Genomic DNA, 17,030 nt, shown 5'->3' with positions numbered 1-17,030 from the left:
GCTTTCAATTGGCTTGGTGGATTCAACGAACTAAATAGATTTGACTTTATGCGAAACTTGTGATATACTCCCTGATGAATAACGTAAAAAAAGGGGGTGAATGAATGAAAAAGTTATTTTGTGTAGCAATCATAATTTTATTGGCAGTATCTTTTTCAGGATTATCATATGCAGCTGAATCTGCTTCTTCTGACGCTTGCAAAGGCGCGATGAACAAGGCCGGAAGAGGCTTGAAGAATCTTTTGCTGGGTTGGACCGACATACCGCTATCTATATATCAGGTTACTAATGAGTCAAAGAACGCGGCATTAGGCCTCACGGCCGGAGCATGGGATGGTTTTAAAAAGGCGTTTCCGAGAACTATCTCTGGAGCGGTCGATTTAGCCACTTTCCCGATACCCGACTACGATAAGAGCCCTGTAAAGCCGGATCCGCTTATGGAGCCTTCAACTGCAAGTACGACTAAATAATTAAGTGATTCAAAGATAACAGAGCCATTTGTTTTATAACGAGTGGCTCTGTTTTTTTATCATTGACGCATCGCGATGCGTATGCTATCATTCCTTTTTGGCATTCATCATAACATGTTGATAATATGAAGATAAAAGACAGGCTTATCGAGAGAAGAAAGTATATTAGGCTTAAATCGCCTATACCGGTGACGTATACAGTCCCTGAAACCGGCAGCATATACAGCGCTATAACCAAAGATATATCCGCTGACGGCTTGAGATTAGAATCTAACGCGAAAGATATTAAGGTATCGGGCACTATTGAGCTCAAGCTTGAAATATATGACACTCATAATCCGGTACACGCCAAGGGTAAGGTAGTATGGAAAAAGAGATTAAGCCTGGAAGATAACGCGCCTTACGACATCGGTGTGGAATTTATCGAAATAGAAGAAGACAATAAGAATACATTTTTAAAATTCTTATGTGATTTGATATACAACCTACAGAAGGAGAGCTAAGATGTCCGGCATGCGCATTAAACTTTTGATAGTTATTATCGCCTTGGCGATAACTGGTTACGGGTGTACATTGATAGAGGCGTTGCCGAAGCCGGATGATGTGTTAAAGTATCCTCTTGGCAAGACTGACCTGAAGATAGGTATGACAAAACACGAAGTAGAGGCTAAATGGGGCAAGCCGGATGAGATAAGCACGATCGAGGATAAGAAGAGGTGGCAGGATCCCCGCGATATGTGGGTGTATCGTGCCCAGACAGGCCTGCCCATAGACGCGGATTATCTTTCCAGGACCAGGAAATTATACTTCGATGGACAATATCTTACCGATATAGACGAGCTGTAAAATATGAGATTAATGTGTAAATCAAAGATACATCGTGTCAGGATCACAAAAGCCGATCTTCACTACGAAGGAAGCATAGGGATAGACAAAGATCTTCTCAAGGCGAGCAACATCTACCCGGGCGAGATAGTCCAGGTCGTTAATATAAATAACGGGTCCAGGTTCGAGACGTATACCATAGAAGAAGTGGCCGGTTCAGGCACAATAGGCCTATATGGCGCGGCCGCCCACCTGGGAAAAGTAGGAGACTTGGTAATAATCCTGTCAAATTGCCTTGTAGATGACAAAACCGCAAAAAAACTAAAATTAATAGCAGTAAAAGTAGACGACAAAAACCGCATAAAAAGCACAAAATAGCCGTAGGAACTACGATGGAAATAGTCTGCCTCCCAAATCCCTGCTTAAGAAAAAAGACCTCCAAAGTCCTTAAGGTATCTGATGAAGAAAAGAGGATGCTGGACGAAATGGCAAAGGTCATGTACCTAAAGGGCGGGGTAGGCCTGGCCGCGTGCCAGGTAGGCATAGATAAACAGCTTGCTGTAATAGACATAGGAGACGGCCTTATCAAATTAATAAACCCCGTAGTAGTTAAAAAGGACGGCTGTGAAACGCAGGAAGAGGGCTGTTTAAGCGTCCCCGAAGCCGCTATAAAGGTAAAAAGAGCGAAAAAAGTCACGGTTGAATATTTAAATGAGGGCGGCGAGGCCGTAAAAATAACCGCACATGGGCTGTTAGCGCGCGTACTTCAGCATGAAATCGATCATTTATTGGGCAAACTCATAATAGACTATTTGAGCCCCATAAAGAAACTATTATTCTCTAACCGCTTGACAATACGTAAATTATGATATATACTCTACCTATAGTTTAAGTAGGTACTTAGTGCTGAATATTTTCAAAAAATAGTTATGTAGCCATCAAAGGCTTTTTGTGAGCCTTGGGTGGCTTTTTTGTTGGAAGGGGGTGAAAAAGATAAAATGGCGCAAGGAACAGTAAAGTGGTTCAATGACAAAAAAGGGTACGGCTTCATAGTTGCTGACACTGGTAAAGACGTCTTTGTTCATCACTCCGCAATAGAAGGCGAAGGATTCAAGAGCCTGAAAGAAGGCGATAAGGTTCAGTTTGATATCGTCCAGGGCCCTAAGGGAGATCAGGCAACGAAAGTTGTGAAGATTTAACTTTCGACTTCCCTCCTCACTAAAGTTTTATACTCTTTAAAATCTCTTTTTCCTAATATAAAGGCGATTTGAAGGAGATGTTTTTGTCTATTAACACAGGAGCACCACTCATGGATCTATACGAAAAAATTGATTCGGAAATGAAAGATGCGATGCGCGGCAAGGATAATGTAAGATTGTCTGTAATGCGCATGCTGCTTGCTGCTGTAAGGAATACCGAAATATCAAAAAAAGTTAAAAAGCTGGAAGATGTAGATATAGTTTCAGTGATCCAGAGGATGATAAAAGAACACAAGGAGTCTATTGCGCAGTTTGAGAAGGGTAATAGGCCTGATCTTGTAAATAAAGAGAAGGCAGAACTTGATATCCTGCAAAAATACGTACCTGCCCAAATGGGTGAGGAAGAGCTTCTGTCTATCATAAAGGCCACCATACAAGAGATGGGTATAACGTCCAAGGCTGATACCGGAAAAGCCATGAAAGCCGTAATGGAAAAAGTTAAAGGGAAAGCAGACGGAAAAGTCGTAAACCAACTGGTAATGTCTTTGTTGAAATAGAATGCGGGGGGCGTCCTATGATTTGGCTATCCTACATATTATTAGGGCTTGCGGCAGGCATCTTCAGCGGTTTTATGGGATTAGGCGGGGGCATCCTTCTTACGCCGGTACTTGTTTATATATTCGGGCTGACCCAACATCAGGCGCAGGGAACCTCTCTTGCGGTAATGGTGCCCCCAATAACACTGCTGGCGGCATTGAGATACTATTACAGCGGAAATGTAAAACTGGATATAGCGATGTTCATAGCATTGGGCTTTATAGTAGGCGGGTTGGTAGGCGCCCAAATGGTGCAGACAATACCTGACATGATTCTGAAAAAAATATTTGGAGTGATACTTCTGGCAGTGGCAATAAAGATGATCGTTTTTACTTGAAAAAATACGATATATATTATATAGTGTACATCAAATCAATTGAAGGAGGAGCAAGATGAAGAGAAGAGTATTTGTAGTAGCGATAGCGGCACTATTAATATCCGCTATGTTTGTATCTGCGTCATTTGCCGCAGAAAAAGAGACGTTCGGAACAAAAGTAAAAAATTTCTGGAGAAATCTTCTTGGTTACCCTGCCAGGGTTACTGAAGAGTCTGCTTCAGTAGTCGCGGACACAACGAAGAGAAGCGCTGACGTGGTTAGCACAACCGTAAAAAGGGTAGGAGAAGTCACCACGGGTGATGTTGCCAAGACAAAAGAACTGATAACCGAGCCTATAACAGGTACCGCTGAAACTGTCGTGAAAGCGGGCGAAGGCACAATAAAAGTACCCTCCGAAGCTCTAAAAGAAAAAGCTCAGGAACCTGTGCAGGCCGAGCAAGCTGAAAAATAATAACCTAAAATATATATAAAGAAGCCATATCTTCTTATAAAAAGAAATATGGCTTCTTCTGTAATATGAAGAGCGCGATGAAGAGAGATTTTATTATCGTAGCAGCTATTATCACCATAACGATAGCGGCTACCATATTGTTATATGATCCTGTATCATTATTGATATTCAATATAAGGGAGCCGTTTTTTATACGCCCCGTACATACATCGCCTTCAAAGATGGTGGTGCGTAATGACGCGCATGGCGATGGTGAATTTGGCTCTAAAAGGCGAAACGGCCGTTCGCACAGCGGGATAGATATTTTAGCTCCTACAGGAACGCCTGTTTACGCGGCAAAGAGCGGCACCGCATTTAAAGCAGAAGTACCTACCGGATACGGAAAGTATGTAATGATATACCATCCGGGCGGATACCAAACATACTATGGACATCTTGCGGACTGGGCCATTAAACCGGTCCAGCGCGTAAATAAGGGTGATCTGATAGGATATGTCGGCAAAACCGGAAATGCCGCTTCGAAATCTATGCAGCCGCACCTGCATTTCGAAATACGCAAAGAAGGGGAGCCGCAGGATCCCAGAAGGCTGATGAGATAACGTTAGAGGGAGGGTAATAATGAAAAAGATGCTATTATTTTTATTGTTAATAAGCGTGACTGCCATATTAATGGGTTGCGGAGAGACCGTCTCCGGGGTAGGCAAGGATGTCAACAGGATGGGCAGAGGAGTAAGCACGTTCTTCTTCCGCCAACCATAATTTATGCCGATAAGATTCAGGGAAAGCGGAAATATAACTATTATCGATGCCGAAGGCAATATTGATATCAACTCTTCTGATATCATCGAGATGATAGGATACTTCCTGGGCTCCGGCAAGCTTAACTTCATCTTAAACTTCGAAAATGTCAACATGGTGGACTACAGCGGTCTTTCAGTCCTCGCCATAGCCTACAAAAATGTACTTAACCATAAAGGTAAGATTAAATTCCTTAACGTATCGCCTCAGGTAATAGAACTCTTTAAAATAGTAAAGCTGGAAAATACTTTCGAAGTATATCCTGACGAGGAGTCCGCTATAAAAAGTTTTTATGACGCTGCGGTTCTGGCCATGCCTTTGAGGCGCAGGTTCAAACGGCTCGATATAAGCCTAAAAGTGAAGTATTGGCTCGTTGGAAATCAAAAGCGCCCCAAAGTGTTCGAAGGAGAAATCCTCAATTTGAGCGCCGCGGGAATGTATATATTCTCCAAATACACATTCCCCATCAACAGCCAAATAGAAATGGAGATTGACCTTCCCGGTGAGATAAAATTTACCGATACCGCGGGCAGGGTCATATGGTTGGCGGATAAAGAACTTCAACCGCATTTCTATCCCGGCACGGGGATAGCTTTCACGCACCTTACTCCTGAAAAAGAAAAAGCCATAATAAATTTCATCGATAAGAATATAACACACAGAGCGGATCCCTCTTAAGGCCTTTTTCTCGTATGAATAAAGATGATAAATTAAAGAAAGTGCGTATTGCGCTTGACTTGCTGAAAGACTCTTTAAGTAAATGCGCAATATGTCCGCGCCGGTGCAAAGTAAATAGGTTCGCGGGCAAACTCGGTTATTGCAGGGCGCCATACAATCCCGTTATATACAGTTACATGGCCCACCACGGCGAGGAACCCGCGCTATCCGGCTCTAAAGGCTCCGGAACGATATTCTTCTCGCGCTGTAATATGAAATGCGCATACTGCCAGAACTACATATTCAGCCAGCTTGATGGAGGCGACGAAATATCGATAGAGAAACTTGCCTCGATAATGTTAGAACTGCAGCAAGCGGGCTGTCATAATATAAACCTGGTCAATCCTACGCATTATGTGCCTCAGATATTGATGGCGTTGGAAATAGCCGTCAATAACGGCCTTTCGATACCCATCGTATATAATACAAGCGGTTATGACCTTACAGACACTATACGTCTACTTGATGGCATTATCGACATATATTTGCCTGATATGCGCTATTCGGATAACAGGATGGCCAAGCTGTATTCCGATGCTCCCGATTACGTTGAACGCGATAGGACAGCGGTGAAGGAGATGTATAGACAGGCAGGAAACGTTATTTTGGACGACGATGATATTGCGATAAAAGGCCTCATAATAAGGCTTCTGGTATTGCCGCACAATATTTCTGGAACTACCGAAAGTTTAAAATTTATCAAGGAAAACATCTCTAAAGATGCCTACTTGAGTATAATGAGCCAATACTATCCGACCTATAAAGCATGTGATTTTAAAGAGCTGTCTTGCGGTATACTGGAGGAGGAGTACAAAATAAAAGTTGACGAAGCGCACAAGTTGGGGTTAAATAATGGCTGGATACAAGAAATGCCCAAAGACTCTGACACGAAATTTCTCGGGACGAACATAGCCCCTAAATCGGAAGGAAAGAGATAACCAAATGGCAAAAAAGGACAGCAGGGCAGTATCTCACGCGAAACGCTTAGAGGCAATCTCCAAGGTCAGCAGAACTATTACCTCAAACCTCTACCTGGAAGATATTCTAAAACTTATCGTAACGGTTACCGCGGAGATCATGAATTCCAAGATATGCTCTTTAAGCCTGGTGGATGATAAGACAAAAACGCTTGTGCTTAAAGCGACTCAATCTATGAGCGAAACATACAACAAAAAACCGCCGCTGCATATAGGAGAAGGGATAGCCGGAAAGGCCGCTTTAGAAAATAAGCCGCAGGCAATATACGACATATCCAAAGAGACGGAATATAAATATAAGGATATAGCAAAGAAGGAAGGCTTAAGATCTCTACTATCCGTTCCTCTTTCAGTTAAGGGCAGGGTAATAGGCGTATTAAATAACTATACTTCAAAACCGCACAAGTTCACGAAGGAAGAGATAGACATACTGTTCTCTGTGGCAAACCAGGCTGCGATAGTTATTGAAAATGCGGAACTTATGGTAAAGACTAAGGTAATACAGGAAGAATTAGAAACCAGGAAGAGCGTTGAAAAGGCCAAGGGTATCCTTATGAGAGAGCAGGGCCTTTCCGAAGAGGAAGCGTTTAAGAAGATACAAAGACAGAGTATGGATACAAGGCGCTCCATGCGCGATATAGCGGACGCTATCATCCTGATAGACTCGATGAAAAAGAAATAACGGGTTAGAAATTAAAAAGCAGGAATTACTTGATTGACAAACTACCGAAGTGTGATATAATACTTATTGTAGTAGACAAAGAATGTCTTTTGGCAAAGTATGCCGGAAGGCATTTTTTATTTTGTGGGGATAAAGAGATTAAAATATGAAGAAAACAATACGATTGGCTTTAGCGCAGGTTAATTGCACAGTAGGAGACCTGTATCTAAACGCCGAGAAAATAATGGACTGTATAAATAAGGCTCAAAATGCGGGAGCTGACATAGTCTCTTTCCCTGAGTTGGCTATAACCGGATACCCGCCAGAGGACCTGCTTTTTAAATCGCATTTTATCGAACGAAATGTGCACATACTCAAGGAGATAGCCGAGTCTGTCGGGGATGTAGCAGCTATAATCGGCTTCGCGGATAGTAAGGGCGCCAATGTTTACAATGCCGCCGCGGTAATATATAAGGGAAGAATTCTCGGTATATACCACAAGATGCTATTGCCCAATTATGGGGTATTCGACGAAGTCCGTTATTTTAAACAGGGTAAATCTCCTTTTATCTTTAAGATGGATAATATAGTATTTGGACTCAGTATATGTGAAGACATATGGCATAAGTCCGGGCCCGTAAAAATGTGTGCTTTGGCCGGCGCTCAAGTAATGATCGCAATAAACTCTTCTCCTTATCATATCGGAAAGATAAAGGAAAGAGAAAATGTTATCCAGAAGGCGGCAAAAAGCAACAAGATATTTATATCCTACGTAAATATGGTAGGGGGACAGGATGAACTTGTATTTGACGGCCGCAGTATGGTGGCAAACGATAAGGGCAGGATAATCGCGAGAGCCAAGGCTTTTGAAGAAGAGCTGCTTTTCGCGGATATTGCTTTAAACGCTGCGCACAGAAGAACTGATAGTAAAATATTGACCATAAAGAAAAAGATAGATAAGAAACCTTCTGTATTAAAAAATAAAGTTGCTGTCATGGTAGAAAATGCGGAAGAGGCATATAAAGCGCTCCTGCTGGGACTAAAGGATTATGTAAACAAGAATGGTTTTAAAAAAGTTGCCATTGGATTAAGCGGTGGCGTAGACTCCGCCATAGTAGCGGCGTTGGCAGTAGATGCCCTTGGCAAGGATAACGTAACGGGCATATTCATGCCGTCTCGATATTCTTCACAAGAATCAGCAAACGACGCGAGAGAGGTCGCTGGTAACTTAGGCATAAGATATGAGGCTATTTCCATAGAACAGATATTTAAATTATACCTTATTACTTTATCATCGCTATTCGCTGGATCAGAAAAGAACATAGCGGAGGAAAATCTGCAGGCGCGCATAAGAGGCAATATATTGATGGCCCTGTCCAATAAATTTGGGTGGCTCGTCCTTACTACGGGAAATAAATCGGAAATGAGCACCGGCTATGCCACTCTGTATGGAGACATGGCAGGAGGCTTCGCGGTAATAAAAGATGTGCCAAAAACCCTTGTCTATAAGCTTTGCAAATATAGAAATTCTATTTCTCATATAATACCGGATTCTGTCTTAACAAAAGAGCCCACCGCGGAGCTCAAGCCCGATCAGAAAGACAGCGATACATTGCCGGTTTACAGCAAATTAGATCCTATACTCAAAGCGTATGTTGAAGATGACCGCGATATGAAGAAGATCATATCCTCGGGATGCAGTAAAGACGATGTCTTGAGAGTTGTTGCTATGGTCGATAAGAGCGAATACAAGAGGAGGCAGTCACCGCCGGGCATAAGAATAACGCCAAGGTCATTCGGCAAAGATAGAAGAATGCCGATAACGAACAAGTATAAAGAATATTAAAAGGAATTTATCTCGCTGAAGAGATAAAAATATTAAGGAGCAAAGAAGCCCTTTGTATGCATTGATATGCATCGAAGGGCTTCTTTATTAACATGAAAGATAATTTCGAAACATTAATAACCAGACTTACGCCTACGATCCGAAGGATAAGTCATCGGCTCAACGGTCATTTTACGTTCTTTAACGATGATGACCTATACCAGGAGGCGGTTATCCATCTATGGATCAAGTCTGGCAAGGGCATCCTTGATGATAAAACGGACAGCTATATATTGCAGGGCTGCTACTTTCATCTTAAGAATTACATAAGGACATCCATGGATAAAGTAAAGATCCAGAGCATCGAAAGCCCCATAGATGAAGACGGAACTATGCTCGAAGAAGTATTAGCTTTAAACGAATCGTCCTGTGAAGAACAGGTTGAGGACAAAATATTATATGATGAAGCCTATAAAAATGACCTTAATGACAGGGAAATCGCTATTATAAAAATGAGCACCGACGGCCTGACAGTGCGTGAAATGGGTGAAAAGCTTGGCATTTCACACGTCGCCGTGATAAAATTAAGGAAAAAGATCAGGGCAAAATGCGAGAAACTGAGATGCGAGATAAAAAGGAGTTACCAAAACTAAGCTCTTTTTACTTGTATGAGTAGCATTAAGACACATAGTTGTGTTGATAAACTAAGGCGTTCGAAAAGAGCGCTTTTTTATTTAAATTTTAGGACATTGGCGTCTTATTGATCCATGTGGATAAATAAGACGCTTTTTTTATTTGAGGTACATAAAAAGGAGATAATATGGAACTGATTAAAAAAATTACTTTAATATTGGTATCATTCCTTGTGTACTCGCAAGCGCATTCCTGGGTATATGCCGATGAGGATGTTCTAACTGCGCCGTCGAGAGGGCTGCTTATGACCGGCATGGACAAGGTGGGTTTAGCCAAACCTTTAGATAAGCTCGGCATTAAGATCTATGGATACACCCAGGCGGGCTGGTTTTATGACGCTACAGCGCCTCAGGAAGGCGTAGGGCCGACCTTCATCGGATATAACAACTTCAAAAGCGACATAACCCTTAATAAGGTCAGCTTGAACGTCGAACGCACGGTAGATCCGACCAAGAAGCAGTTTGACATAGGCGGGCGCATGGAGGGCATCTTTGGCGCGGACGCTGCCTTCATACACTCTAATGGCATGTGGGATACCCAAACGGGTCATAATCAATGGGACCTTCTCCAAGCTTACGCGGATATGGCTCTTCCTTATATACCTGTACGGCTTAGAGTAGGTAAGTGGATCGAGTTGGCCGGATTTGAACAATTCAGCGCCAATATTTACGGGGCTTTCGGTGATCCTGCCAAGGCATTCTATTCTTATAGTTACCAGTTTCTCTATGCTGAGCCGGGTACGCAGACGGGCGTTCTGGCCACCTATATAATGAACCCGCAATGGACGTTTGACCTTGGCACAACGCTGGGATGGAACCAGTCGCTGCGAGATGCCAACCATGCTTTGGATCTATTGGGCCGTGTAACCTTTACACCCAGCGACAAGACTACCGCCATCTTTACGATGACGGAAGGCCCTGAATTCCCGATCGGTGTCGGACACAATCTTCCTACGGGTGACAGCGCCAACTGGTGGACAGCCATGGATTTAGTTATAACACATAAGATCAATGATAAATTAAGCCTCGGCCTGGGCACTGACTACGTTGTGACTCCAAAGATCCCCGGATCGCAAGATAAGGTCAAGCAGTGGGGGGGTGTGGCCGGATATGCTAGCTATGCGCTTAATCAGTATTTTACTCTGAATACCCGACTGGAGTGGTATAAAGATGCAGCCAGCGGTTTTTCTAACGCCGCTCCTGTCGGCGCCAACTACTATGAGGTAACCGCAGGCGTAGCAATAAAGCCGTTCCCAAAAGACAAGGTACTATCCAACTTGTTGTTTCGGCCGGAAATTCGTTATGACCACTCTGACAGATCAGTATTTAGCACCGGCAAGAGGGATCAGCTGACATTCAGCATGGACGCGCTCATCACTTTTTAGAAATATAGGAAGCTGCATTAATGATTGATAAAGAATTAATTAAAAAAATACAGCAAATTAAAGAAGAAAATGACTATACGCTGCATGATCTTTCTGTGAAGATAAATATACAGGTGTCGACATTAGAGAGATGGCTAAAAACTGGCCGCATAAATAAAGTATACGCAGAAATGGTCAAAGAAAAACTGGATATAAAATAAAAAGAGGAGGTAGCTATGATTAATTCAGGCGATACAGCATGGGTCTTAATATCGACTGCGCTTGTCATGTTAATGACATTCCCGGGCCTTGCGCTGTTTTATGGAGGACTGGTAAGGCGTAAAAACGTCCTCGCCACAATAATGCAGTCTTTTTTCGTACTGTGCCTTATCAGTATTCAATGGGTGCTTTTTGGGTACAGTCTGTCCTTTGGTCCCGATCAGGGCCATTTTATAGGAAGCCTGGCATGGATGGGTTTAAAGGGTGTAGGAATGGCCCCCAATCCGGATTATGCCTCAACTATCCCGCATCTTCTTTTCATGATTTATCAGATGATGTTCGCGGTAATTACGCCGGGCCTAATAACAGGCGCCTTTGCGGAGAGAATGAAGTTTTCAACCTACGTTGTCTTTACCCTATTATGGGCGACGCTTGTTTATGATCCTGTCTGCCACTGGGTGTGGGGAGCGGGCGGATGGTTAAGAAATATGGGCGCTTTGGATTTCGCGGGGGGCACGGTAGTTCACGTATCAAGCGGTATATCGGCGCTCGTGTGCGCCCTATATATGGGTAAGAGGAGGGGCTACGGCCAAGAACCTATGCCGCCGCACAATCTTCCTTTATGTCTGATCGGCGCGGCCCTTTTGTGGTTTGGCTGGTTTGGATTTAACGCCGGCAGCGCTTTAGGTGCAAACGAGCTCGCGGTCTCGGCTTTTATCGCCACAAATACCGCCGCAGCTGCAGCCGCGTTGACATGGATGATCATAGAGTGGAAAGTTACCGGAAAACCAACAATACTTGGCGGAGCAACCGGCGCCGTAGCGGGACTTGTTGCAATTACTCCCGCAGCGGGATTCGTAACACCTCTGTCGTCGATCCTTATAGGGATTCTGGTAGGACTTGTTTGCTATACAGCTGTAGCTGTTATCAAATTAAAATTCGGCTACGATGACTCACTCGATGCTTTTGGTGTTCATGGTGTAGGAGGAACGTTGGGAGCGCTTGCAACAGGTTTATTTGCGCAAAAGATAGTAAATGCCGCTGGAAATAATGGGTTGTTTTTTGGAAATTCAGCGCAATTCGCTACCCAGGCAATCGGTGTTTTAGCCACGATGGCATATTCGGTGGCCGTGACCTTTATATTATTAAAGGTCCTTGATGCTGTTATGGGTCTAAGAGTCGAGGATGAGGAAGAGGTAATAGGCCTTGATATAACACAGCATGAAGAGAGTGCATATACGCTGTTAGACTAAGAGGAGGTGACGTTTTATATGAAGCTTATAATCGCGATTATTCAACCACATAAACTTGAAGATGTCCTGCAGGAACTGGATAGGGCGGAGGTACACCTAAAGACCGTAAGCAATGTCCTGGGGTGCGGAAGGCAAAAAGGTAAAACCGAAGTATATAGAGGCAAAAAGGAGACGGGCAACCTTCTGAAAAAGGTAAGGCTCGAGATCGCTGTAAATGAAAAATATGTTGAAGCTACGGTATTGGCCATAACAAAGGGCGCAAAAACAGGCAATATAGGTGATGGGAAGATATTCGTATTGGATCTTGCGGAGTGCGTGAGAATAAGGACGGGTGAAAGAGATGGCGTAGCGATAGGATGAGTGGAAAGGTCCTTCGGCTCGCCTGAAATCCTCCTATAAAGTCGGATTTCATGGCTCGCTCAGGGCCAATTTCGCAAAGCGAAATTGGTTACCAAAAATCTATCTTTTTTACTTGTATAGCAATAGCGTGCACAATGTTGTGCTCAACAAGGTGCGCGCTATTTTTTTATTTAAATTTGCTCAATTGATTACGCAGTTGAATACAAGAGAGGATAAATTATGATAAATTCTGGCGATACGGCGTGGATTTTGATGTCTACGGCGCTGGTTATGCTTATGACGATACCCGGACTGGCACTATTTTACGGCGGGTTGGTAAGAAGAAAAAATGTCTTGGCGACGATGATGCAATCTTTTTTCGTATTGTGCCTTATCAGTATTCAATGGATGTTATGCGGATACAGTTTAAGTTTTGGCCCCGACCAGGGCCATTTTATAGGAAACCTGGCATGGATGGGTTTAAAAGGCGTTGGAATAGAGCCCAACCCTACTTACTCATCAACGATACCACACCTTCTTTTCATGGCGTACCAGATGATGTTCGCAGTCATAACGCCCGGCCTGATAGCCGGAGCATTCGCCGAAAGAATGAAATTTTCAACTTATGTTGTCTTTACCTTGTTATGGGCCACTCTTGTATACGATCCCGTATGTCATTGGGTATGGGGCGAGGGCGGTTGGCTAAGGAATAAGGGAGTATTGGATTTTGCCGGTGGGATAGTAGTACACGTATCAAGCGGAGTATCAGCTTTAGTGTGTGCTCTTATATTAGGTAAGAGGCGGGGTTATGGACGGGAACCTATGCCTCCGCATAATCTGCCGCTAACTATCATTGGAGCGGGGTTGCTCTGGTTCGGTTGGTTCGGCTTTAACGCAGGAAGCTCTCTCGCGGCAAATGGATTAGCGGTATGGGCGTTTGTAGCTACTAATGCAGCCGCTTCATCAGCAGCGCTTACGTGGATGTTTATAGAGTGGAGAGCAACCGGCAAGCCGACCCTTCTGGGCGGCGCCACAGGCGCTGTCGCGGGCCTGGCCACTATAACACCCGCGTCGGGATTTGTCTCTCCCATGTCTGCCATATTGATAGGCATCGCGGCGGCATTATTGTGTTACACTGCCGTAGCTATTATAAAACTGAAATTTTCATATGACGACTCTCTCGACGCTTTCGGCGTGCATGGTGTCGGAGGAGCTGTTGGAGCATTGGCAACAGGATTGCTTGCGCAAAAAATAATTAACCCGGCTGGTAACAATGGCTTATTTTTTGGAAATCAAAATCAATTTATGATACAATCAACTGGTGTTCTGGCAGTAATGGTTTATTCTATAGCCATTACGTTTGTTCTGCTAAAGGTTCTTGATGCTGTTATGGGTCTAAGAGTCGAGGATGAGGAAGAGGTAATAGGCCTTGATATAACACAGCATGAGGAGAGCGCGTATACACTGCTCGACTAAAGGGGGACAATATGAAGTTAGTAGTCGCTGTTATTCAGCCGCATAAACTTGAAGATGTCCTGCAGGAGCTGGACAAGTGCGAAATACATCTTAAAACTGTTTCCAACGTCCTGGGATGCGGAAGGCAAAAAGGAATAACTCAAATATACCGTGGCAGAAAAGAAACTGGAAATCTGCTAAAAAAAGTAAGGCTTGAGATCGCAGTAAATGAGAAATTTGTGGAACCCACTATAGCCGCAATCAGTAAGGCCGCTAAGACGGGCAATATAGGCGACGGAAAGATATTTGTGCTGAACCTCGAAGAGTGCATAAGGATAAGAACGGGCGAGAGGGGACAGGAAGCTATAGGGTAGTTACCAAAACGCCTCCGTTTTTACTTGTATGTATAGTAATGCCGCACAAAGTAGTGCTACAATATTAAAGTGGAACACAGGCGTTCATTTTGGAAATAGCAGCTGCCAAGATGGGCGTTATTTTTTTGTAAAAGTAAAAACGATTGAATTGGGATGGGCCTGTGCTATAATATTTGGACACCCGCAATAAAAACATAGAAAGGGAGTTTTATGGCAATTCGACAGGAAGCATTATTTAAAGTAAAGAGCGTGGATTTGAAAAAACAAGCAGTCCTAAAAAAAGTTTCCAGCTATTTTGGAGAGAATACCTTTAATATCGAGACCATGCAGAAACATATATCCAAAAAAACATTCGATGCCTTTAAGCGCTGGATGTCCGAGGGCGTAACTATAACTCTAGAGCAGGCAAATGAAATAGCTGACGCCATGAAAGAATGGGCAATGGCAAAGGGCGCTACCTATTATACTCATTGGTTCCAGCCCATGACAGGACTTACGGCGGAAAAGCATGACAGCTTTATCTCTTTTGTGAAACCGGGTAAGGTAATAGAGAAGTTTTCCGGATCTAAATTAATCCAGGGCGAGCCGGACGCAAGCAGTTTTCCGTCAGGCGGAATACGCGCCACATTCGAGGCGCGCGGTTATACCGCATGGGATCCTTCGAGCCCGGCTTTCATAATAGAATCTACGCTCGGTAACACACTCTGCATACCTACCATATTCATATCTTATCACGGAGAAGCTCTTGATAAGAAGCTGCCGCTTTTACGATCTGATGAAGCGCTTAGCAAGGCAGCGGTCAATCTTCTGAAACTTTTCGGGCATAAAGATGTGAAGAAAGTGGTGTCCACATGCGGTCCGGAGCAGGAATATTTCCTTATAGATAAAAACTACTATAATTTGAGGCAGGATCTATTATTAACGGGGAGGACTCTGATAGGAGCCCCCTCGCCAAAGGGACAGCAGCTTGAAGACCAGTATTTTGGCGCCATCAAAGAACGTGTCGTAAATTTCATGTTTGAAGTCGCTGAAGAAGCATATAAATTAGGCATACCGGTAATGACAAGGCATAACGAAGTCGCGCCTCATCAGTATGAGTTCGCTCCGATATTCGAAGAATCGAACATAGCCGCTGACCACAATCAGCTTCTCATGGAACTCATGAAAAAAGTTGCGTTACGGCATAACATGGTATGCTTGCTCCACGAAAAACCATTCGCGGGAATAAATGGGAGCGGCAAGCACCTCAACTGGTCGCTCGCTGATGATAAAGGAAATAACCTTTTGAATCCGGGAGATACACCTGAAGACAATCTACAATTCCTGACCGTCCTCGTAGCGGTTTTAAGGGCTGTCTACCTACATGCTGATCTGCTGCGTGCAAGCGTAGCGATGGCAGGCAATGAGCATCGTCTTGGAGCTAACGAAGCGCCACCGGCCATTATAAGCGCTTTTCTGGGAGAACAGCTGACCGGCATCCTTGATATGATAGAGAAGGGTGTTAAAAATAAAATTTCCAAGCGAGATATAATAGACCTTGGCATTGCGCGCCTTCCGCAGTTTAACAAAGACACGACTGACAGGAACCGCACATCACCATTCGCGTTCACAGGAAATAAATTTGAATTCAGAGCTGTCGGATCTTCGCAAAATATATCGACTCCTATAGCTATTATCAACACGATAATCGCCGATTCCCTCGACTATGTTGCGGGCGAGATCAGGAAAGAGTCCAAAGGAAAAGATTTCGGCACAGCCACTCTTCGAGTAATAGCGAGGCTGGCCAAGGAAACAAAGAATGTCAGATTCGAAGGTAATAACTATGCGCCCGAGTGGATTAAGGAAGCAAAAAAAAGAGGGTTGCCCAATGTGGCATCCACCTATCAATCTCTCGAAGCGCTTATAGACAAGAATAATATAGCGCTATTTGAAAAATACAAAGTATTCTCAAAAGAAGAGATCGTCGCCCGTTATCATATCTGGGTACATACTTATAATACAACTATTGAGATCGAGGCTCAGACACTTAACGAAATGGTAAATGCAAGCGTTGTGCCTGCCGGTTATGAGTATCAAAAATTACTATCCGGCAATCTCAATAAGCTGGTAATTTTGGCAAAAACCGGCGGAGTTAAAATAGACAAAAGAACCCTCGATGACCAGAAGAAGCATTTGGCGGAGATCGCGCAGAAGATTTACTATGTAAGGCGCAATCTGCACGAAATGACAGATCTACTGGATCGCGCACAGAAACTGCATCATGAAGAGAGGGCAAAGATTTATTTTGAAGAACTAAAACCTCTGATGGAACATATAAGGAAGCACGCTGACGCGCTCGAATGCGTAGTTTCCGACGAGCATTGGGACCTGCCGAAATACAGAGAGATGCTTTTTATAAAATAGATGCCTATCAAAAAGCTTGCAAATTGACTTGCATTATTGTATTATAGGCGTTCGATTTAGGTTTAATTGCTTAA

23 protein-coding genes are annotated in these 17,030 nt (G+C 43.7%); all 23 read left to right on the top strand.

Annotation, left to right across the window (positions count from 1 at the left end):
- Positions 1 to 104: 104 nt before the first annotated feature.
- The 23 genes from Q8R38_07695 to Q8R38_07585 all read left to right on the top strand — a co-directional run bounded on the left by Q8R38_07695 (position 105) and on the right by Q8R38_07585 (position 16,956).
- On the top strand, positions 105 to 470 hold the full coding sequence (locus Q8R38_07695; protein ID MDP3791909.1) for an exosortase system-associated protein, TIGR04073 family: 366 nt from the start codon (positions 105 to 107) through the stop codon (positions 468 to 470).
- 125 nt (positions 471 to 595) lie between these two features.
- A complete protein-coding gene (locus tag Q8R38_07690; GenBank protein ID MDP3791908.1) occupies positions 596 to 973 on the top strand; it encodes a PilZ domain-containing protein in 378 nt (125 codons plus the stop codon).
- Position 974: 1 nt separating this feature from the next.
- Positions 975 to 1,316, top strand: a complete 342-nt coding sequence (locus tag Q8R38_07685) for a hypothetical protein (GenBank protein MDP3791907.1) — start codon at positions 975 to 977, stop codon at positions 1,314 to 1,316.
- 3 nt (positions 1,317 to 1,319) lie between these two features.
- Positions 1,320 to 1,673, top strand: coding sequence for an aspartate 1-decarboxylase (locus Q8R38_07680; protein ID MDP3791906.1), 354 nt, complete (start codon positions 1,320 to 1,322; stop codon positions 1,671 to 1,673).
- A 14-nt stretch (positions 1,674 to 1,687) separates the two neighbouring features.
- Positions 1,688 to 2,164, top strand: coding sequence for a peptide deformylase (gene def, locus Q8R38_07675; protein MDP3791905.1), 477 nt, complete (start codon positions 1,688 to 1,690; stop codon positions 2,162 to 2,164).
- Between the two features lie 129 nt (positions 2,165 to 2,293).
- On the top strand, positions 2,294 to 2,494 hold the full coding sequence (locus tag Q8R38_07670) for a cold-shock protein (GenBank protein ID MDP3791904.1): 201 nt from the start codon (positions 2,294 to 2,296) through the stop codon (positions 2,492 to 2,494).
- Positions 2,495 to 2,604: 110 nt separating this feature from the next.
- Positions 2,605 to 3,051 (top strand): GatB/YqeY domain-containing protein, encoded by a 447-nt coding sequence (locus Q8R38_07665; GenBank protein ID MDP3791903.1) that lies wholly within the window; start codon positions 2,605 to 2,607, stop codon positions 3,049 to 3,051.
- Positions 3,052 to 3,068: 17 nt separating this feature from the next.
- Positions 3,069 to 3,428, top strand: a complete 360-nt coding sequence (locus Q8R38_07660; GenBank protein ID MDP3791902.1) for a sulfite exporter TauE/SafE family protein — start codon at positions 3,069 to 3,071, stop codon at positions 3,426 to 3,428.
- A gap of 55 nt (positions 3,429 to 3,483) precedes the next feature.
- Positions 3,484 to 3,879 carry a hypothetical protein gene (locus Q8R38_07655; GenBank protein ID MDP3791901.1) on the top strand — a complete coding sequence of 132 codons (396 nt, stop codon included), beginning with the start codon at positions 3,484 to 3,486 and terminating at the stop codon, positions 3,877 to 3,879.
- Between the two features lie 77 nt (positions 3,880 to 3,956).
- Positions 3,957 to 4,478 (top strand): M23 family metallopeptidase, encoded by a 522-nt coding sequence (locus Q8R38_07650; GenBank protein MDP3791900.1) that lies wholly within the window; start codon positions 3,957 to 3,959, stop codon positions 4,476 to 4,478.
- Positions 4,479 to 4,497: 19 nt separating this feature from the next.
- Positions 4,498 to 4,638, top strand: a complete 141-nt coding sequence (locus tag Q8R38_07645; GenBank protein MDP3791899.1) for a hypothetical protein — start codon at positions 4,498 to 4,500, stop codon at positions 4,636 to 4,638.
- Positions 4,639 to 4,641: 3 nt separating this feature from the next.
- Complete coding sequence (locus tag Q8R38_07640; GenBank protein MDP3791898.1) at positions 4,642 to 5,355, top strand: STAS domain-containing protein; 714 nt, start codon at positions 4,642 to 4,644, stop codon at positions 5,353 to 5,355.
- Between the two features lie 14 nt (positions 5,356 to 5,369).
- The gene (locus Q8R38_07635; GenBank protein MDP3791897.1) at positions 5,370 to 6,332 is read left to right on the top strand and encodes a radical SAM protein; all 963 of its coding nucleotides are present in this window, start codon (positions 5,370 to 5,372) and stop codon (positions 6,330 to 6,332) included.
- Positions 6,333 to 6,336: 4 nt separating this feature from the next.
- Complete coding sequence (locus Q8R38_07630) at positions 6,337 to 7,053, top strand: GAF and ANTAR domain-containing protein (protein ID MDP3791896.1); 717 nt, start codon at positions 6,337 to 6,339, stop codon at positions 7,051 to 7,053.
- Positions 7,054 to 7,198: 145 nt separating this feature from the next.
- Complete coding sequence (locus tag Q8R38_07625; GenBank protein ID MDP3791895.1) at positions 7,199 to 8,878, top strand: NAD+ synthase; 1,680 nt, start codon at positions 7,199 to 7,201, stop codon at positions 8,876 to 8,878.
- A gap of 92 nt (positions 8,879 to 8,970) precedes the next feature.
- Positions 8,971 to 9,510, top strand: a complete 540-nt coding sequence (locus Q8R38_07620) for a sigma-70 family RNA polymerase sigma factor (protein ID MDP3791894.1) — start codon at positions 8,971 to 8,973, stop codon at positions 9,508 to 9,510.
- A 167-nt stretch (positions 9,511 to 9,677) separates the two neighbouring features.
- Positions 9,678 to 10,934 (top strand): outer membrane beta-barrel protein, encoded by a 1,257-nt coding sequence (locus Q8R38_07615; GenBank protein ID MDP3791893.1) that lies wholly within the window; start codon positions 9,678 to 9,680, stop codon positions 10,932 to 10,934.
- A 20-nt stretch (positions 10,935 to 10,954) separates the two neighbouring features.
- The gene (locus Q8R38_07610) at positions 10,955 to 11,134 is read left to right on the top strand and encodes a hypothetical protein (protein ID MDP3791892.1); all 180 of its coding nucleotides are present in this window, start codon (positions 10,955 to 10,957) and stop codon (positions 11,132 to 11,134) included.
- Between the two features lie 15 nt (positions 11,135 to 11,149).
- Entirely contained in the window at positions 11,150 to 12,385 is a 1,236-nt protein-coding gene (locus tag Q8R38_07605) for an ammonium transporter (GenBank protein ID MDP3791891.1), read from the top strand.
- An 18-nt stretch (positions 12,386 to 12,403) separates the two neighbouring features.
- A complete protein-coding gene (locus Q8R38_07600; protein MDP3791890.1) occupies positions 12,404 to 12,745 on the top strand; it encodes a P-II family nitrogen regulator in 342 nt (113 codons plus the stop codon).
- A 219-nt stretch (positions 12,746 to 12,964) separates the two neighbouring features.
- Positions 12,965 to 14,200: an ammonium transporter gene (locus tag Q8R38_07595; protein MDP3791889.1), complete on the top strand. Its 1,236-nt coding sequence runs from the start codon at positions 12,965 to 12,967 to the stop codon at positions 14,198 to 14,200.
- Positions 14,201 to 14,211: 11 nt separating this feature from the next.
- Entirely contained in the window at positions 14,212 to 14,553 is a 342-nt protein-coding gene (locus tag Q8R38_07590; protein ID MDP3791888.1) for a P-II family nitrogen regulator, read from the top strand.
- 210 nt (positions 14,554 to 14,763) lie between these two features.
- Entirely contained in the window at positions 14,764 to 16,956 is a 2,193-nt protein-coding gene (locus Q8R38_07585) for a glutamine synthetase III (protein MDP3791887.1), read from the top strand.
- Positions 16,957 to 17,030 lie beyond the last annotated feature (74 nt).

It is taken from the genome of Candidatus Omnitrophota bacterium, assembly GCA_030695905.1.
Lineage (GTDB): Bacteria > Omnitrophota > Gorgyraeia > 2-01-FULL-45-10 > 2-01-FULL-45-10 > CAZHPY01.
The sequence above is the reverse complement of the archived record's forward strand: the minus strand, read 5'-3'. Positions and strand labels throughout refer to the sequence as shown.

Excerpts from the sequence above, each read along its gene's own strand:
- Q8R38_07645 (MDP3791899.1), top strand. The coding sequence starts at position 4,498 with ATGAAAAAGATGCTATTATTTTTATTGTTAATAAGCGTGACTGCCATA.
- Q8R38_07625 (MDP3791895.1), top strand. The coding sequence starts at position 7,199 with ATGAAGAAAACAATACGATTGGCTTTAGCGCAGGTTAATTGCACAGTA.
- Q8R38_07695 (MDP3791909.1), top strand. The coding sequence starts at position 105 with ATGAAAAAGTTATTTTGTGTAGCAATCATAATTTTATTGGCAGTATCT.
- Q8R38_07690 (MDP3791908.1), top strand. The coding sequence starts at position 596 with ATGAAGATAAAAGACAGGCTTATCGAGAGAAGAAAGTATATTAGGCTT.
- Q8R38_07585 (MDP3791887.1), top strand. The coding sequence starts at position 14,764 with ATGGCAATTCGACAGGAAGCATTATTTAAAGTAAAGAGCGTGGATTTG.
- Q8R38_07605 (MDP3791891.1), top strand. The coding sequence starts at position 11,150 with ATGATTAATTCAGGCGATACAGCATGGGTCTTAATATCGACTGCGCTT.
- Q8R38_07685 (MDP3791907.1), top strand. The coding sequence starts at position 975 with ATGTCCGGCATGCGCATTAAACTTTTGATAGTTATTATCGCCTTGGCG.
- Q8R38_07615 (MDP3791893.1), top strand. The coding sequence starts at position 9,678 with ATGGAACTGATTAAAAAAATTACTTTAATATTGGTATCATTCCTTGTG.
- Q8R38_07680 (MDP3791906.1), top strand. The coding sequence starts at position 1,320 with ATGAGATTAATGTGTAAATCAAAGATACATCGTGTCAGGATCACAAAA.
- Q8R38_07635 (MDP3791897.1), top strand. The coding sequence starts at position 5,370 with ATGAATAAAGATGATAAATTAAAGAAAGTGCGTATTGCGCTTGACTTG.
- Q8R38_07620 (MDP3791894.1), top strand. The coding sequence starts at position 8,971 with ATGAAAGATAATTTCGAAACATTAATAACCAGACTTACGCCTACGATC.
- Q8R38_07630 (MDP3791896.1), top strand. The coding sequence starts at position 6,337 with ATGGCAAAAAAGGACAGCAGGGCAGTATCTCACGCGAAACGCTTAGAG.
- Q8R38_07640 (MDP3791898.1), top strand. The coding sequence starts at position 4,642 with ATGCCGATAAGATTCAGGGAAAGCGGAAATATAACTATTATCGATGCC.
- Q8R38_07660 (MDP3791902.1), top strand. The coding sequence starts at position 3,069 with ATGATTTGGCTATCCTACATATTATTAGGGCTTGCGGCAGGCATCTTC.
- Q8R38_07655 (MDP3791901.1), top strand. The coding sequence starts at position 3,484 with ATGAAGAGAAGAGTATTTGTAGTAGCGATAGCGGCACTATTAATATCC.
- Q8R38_07610 (MDP3791892.1), top strand. The coding sequence starts at position 10,955 with ATGATTGATAAAGAATTAATTAAAAAAATACAGCAAATTAAAGAAGAA.
- def (MDP3791905.1), top strand. The coding sequence starts at position 1,688 with ATGGAAATAGTCTGCCTCCCAAATCCCTGCTTAAGAAAAAAGACCTCC.
- Q8R38_07670 (MDP3791904.1), top strand. The coding sequence starts at position 2,294 with ATGGCGCAAGGAACAGTAAAGTGGTTCAATGACAAAAAAGGGTACGGC.
- Q8R38_07595 (MDP3791889.1), top strand. The coding sequence starts at position 12,965 with ATGATAAATTCTGGCGATACGGCGTGGATTTTGATGTCTACGGCGCTG.
- Q8R38_07600 (MDP3791890.1), top strand. The coding sequence starts at position 12,404 with ATGAAGCTTATAATCGCGATTATTCAACCACATAAACTTGAAGATGTC.
- Q8R38_07665 (MDP3791903.1), top strand. The coding sequence starts at position 2,605 with ATGGATCTATACGAAAAAATTGATTCGGAAATGAAAGATGCGATGCGC.
- Q8R38_07590 (MDP3791888.1), top strand. The coding sequence starts at position 14,212 with ATGAAGTTAGTAGTCGCTGTTATTCAGCCGCATAAACTTGAAGATGTC.
- Q8R38_07650 (MDP3791900.1), top strand. The coding sequence starts at position 3,957 with ATGAAGAGAGATTTTATTATCGTAGCAGCTATTATCACCATAACGATA.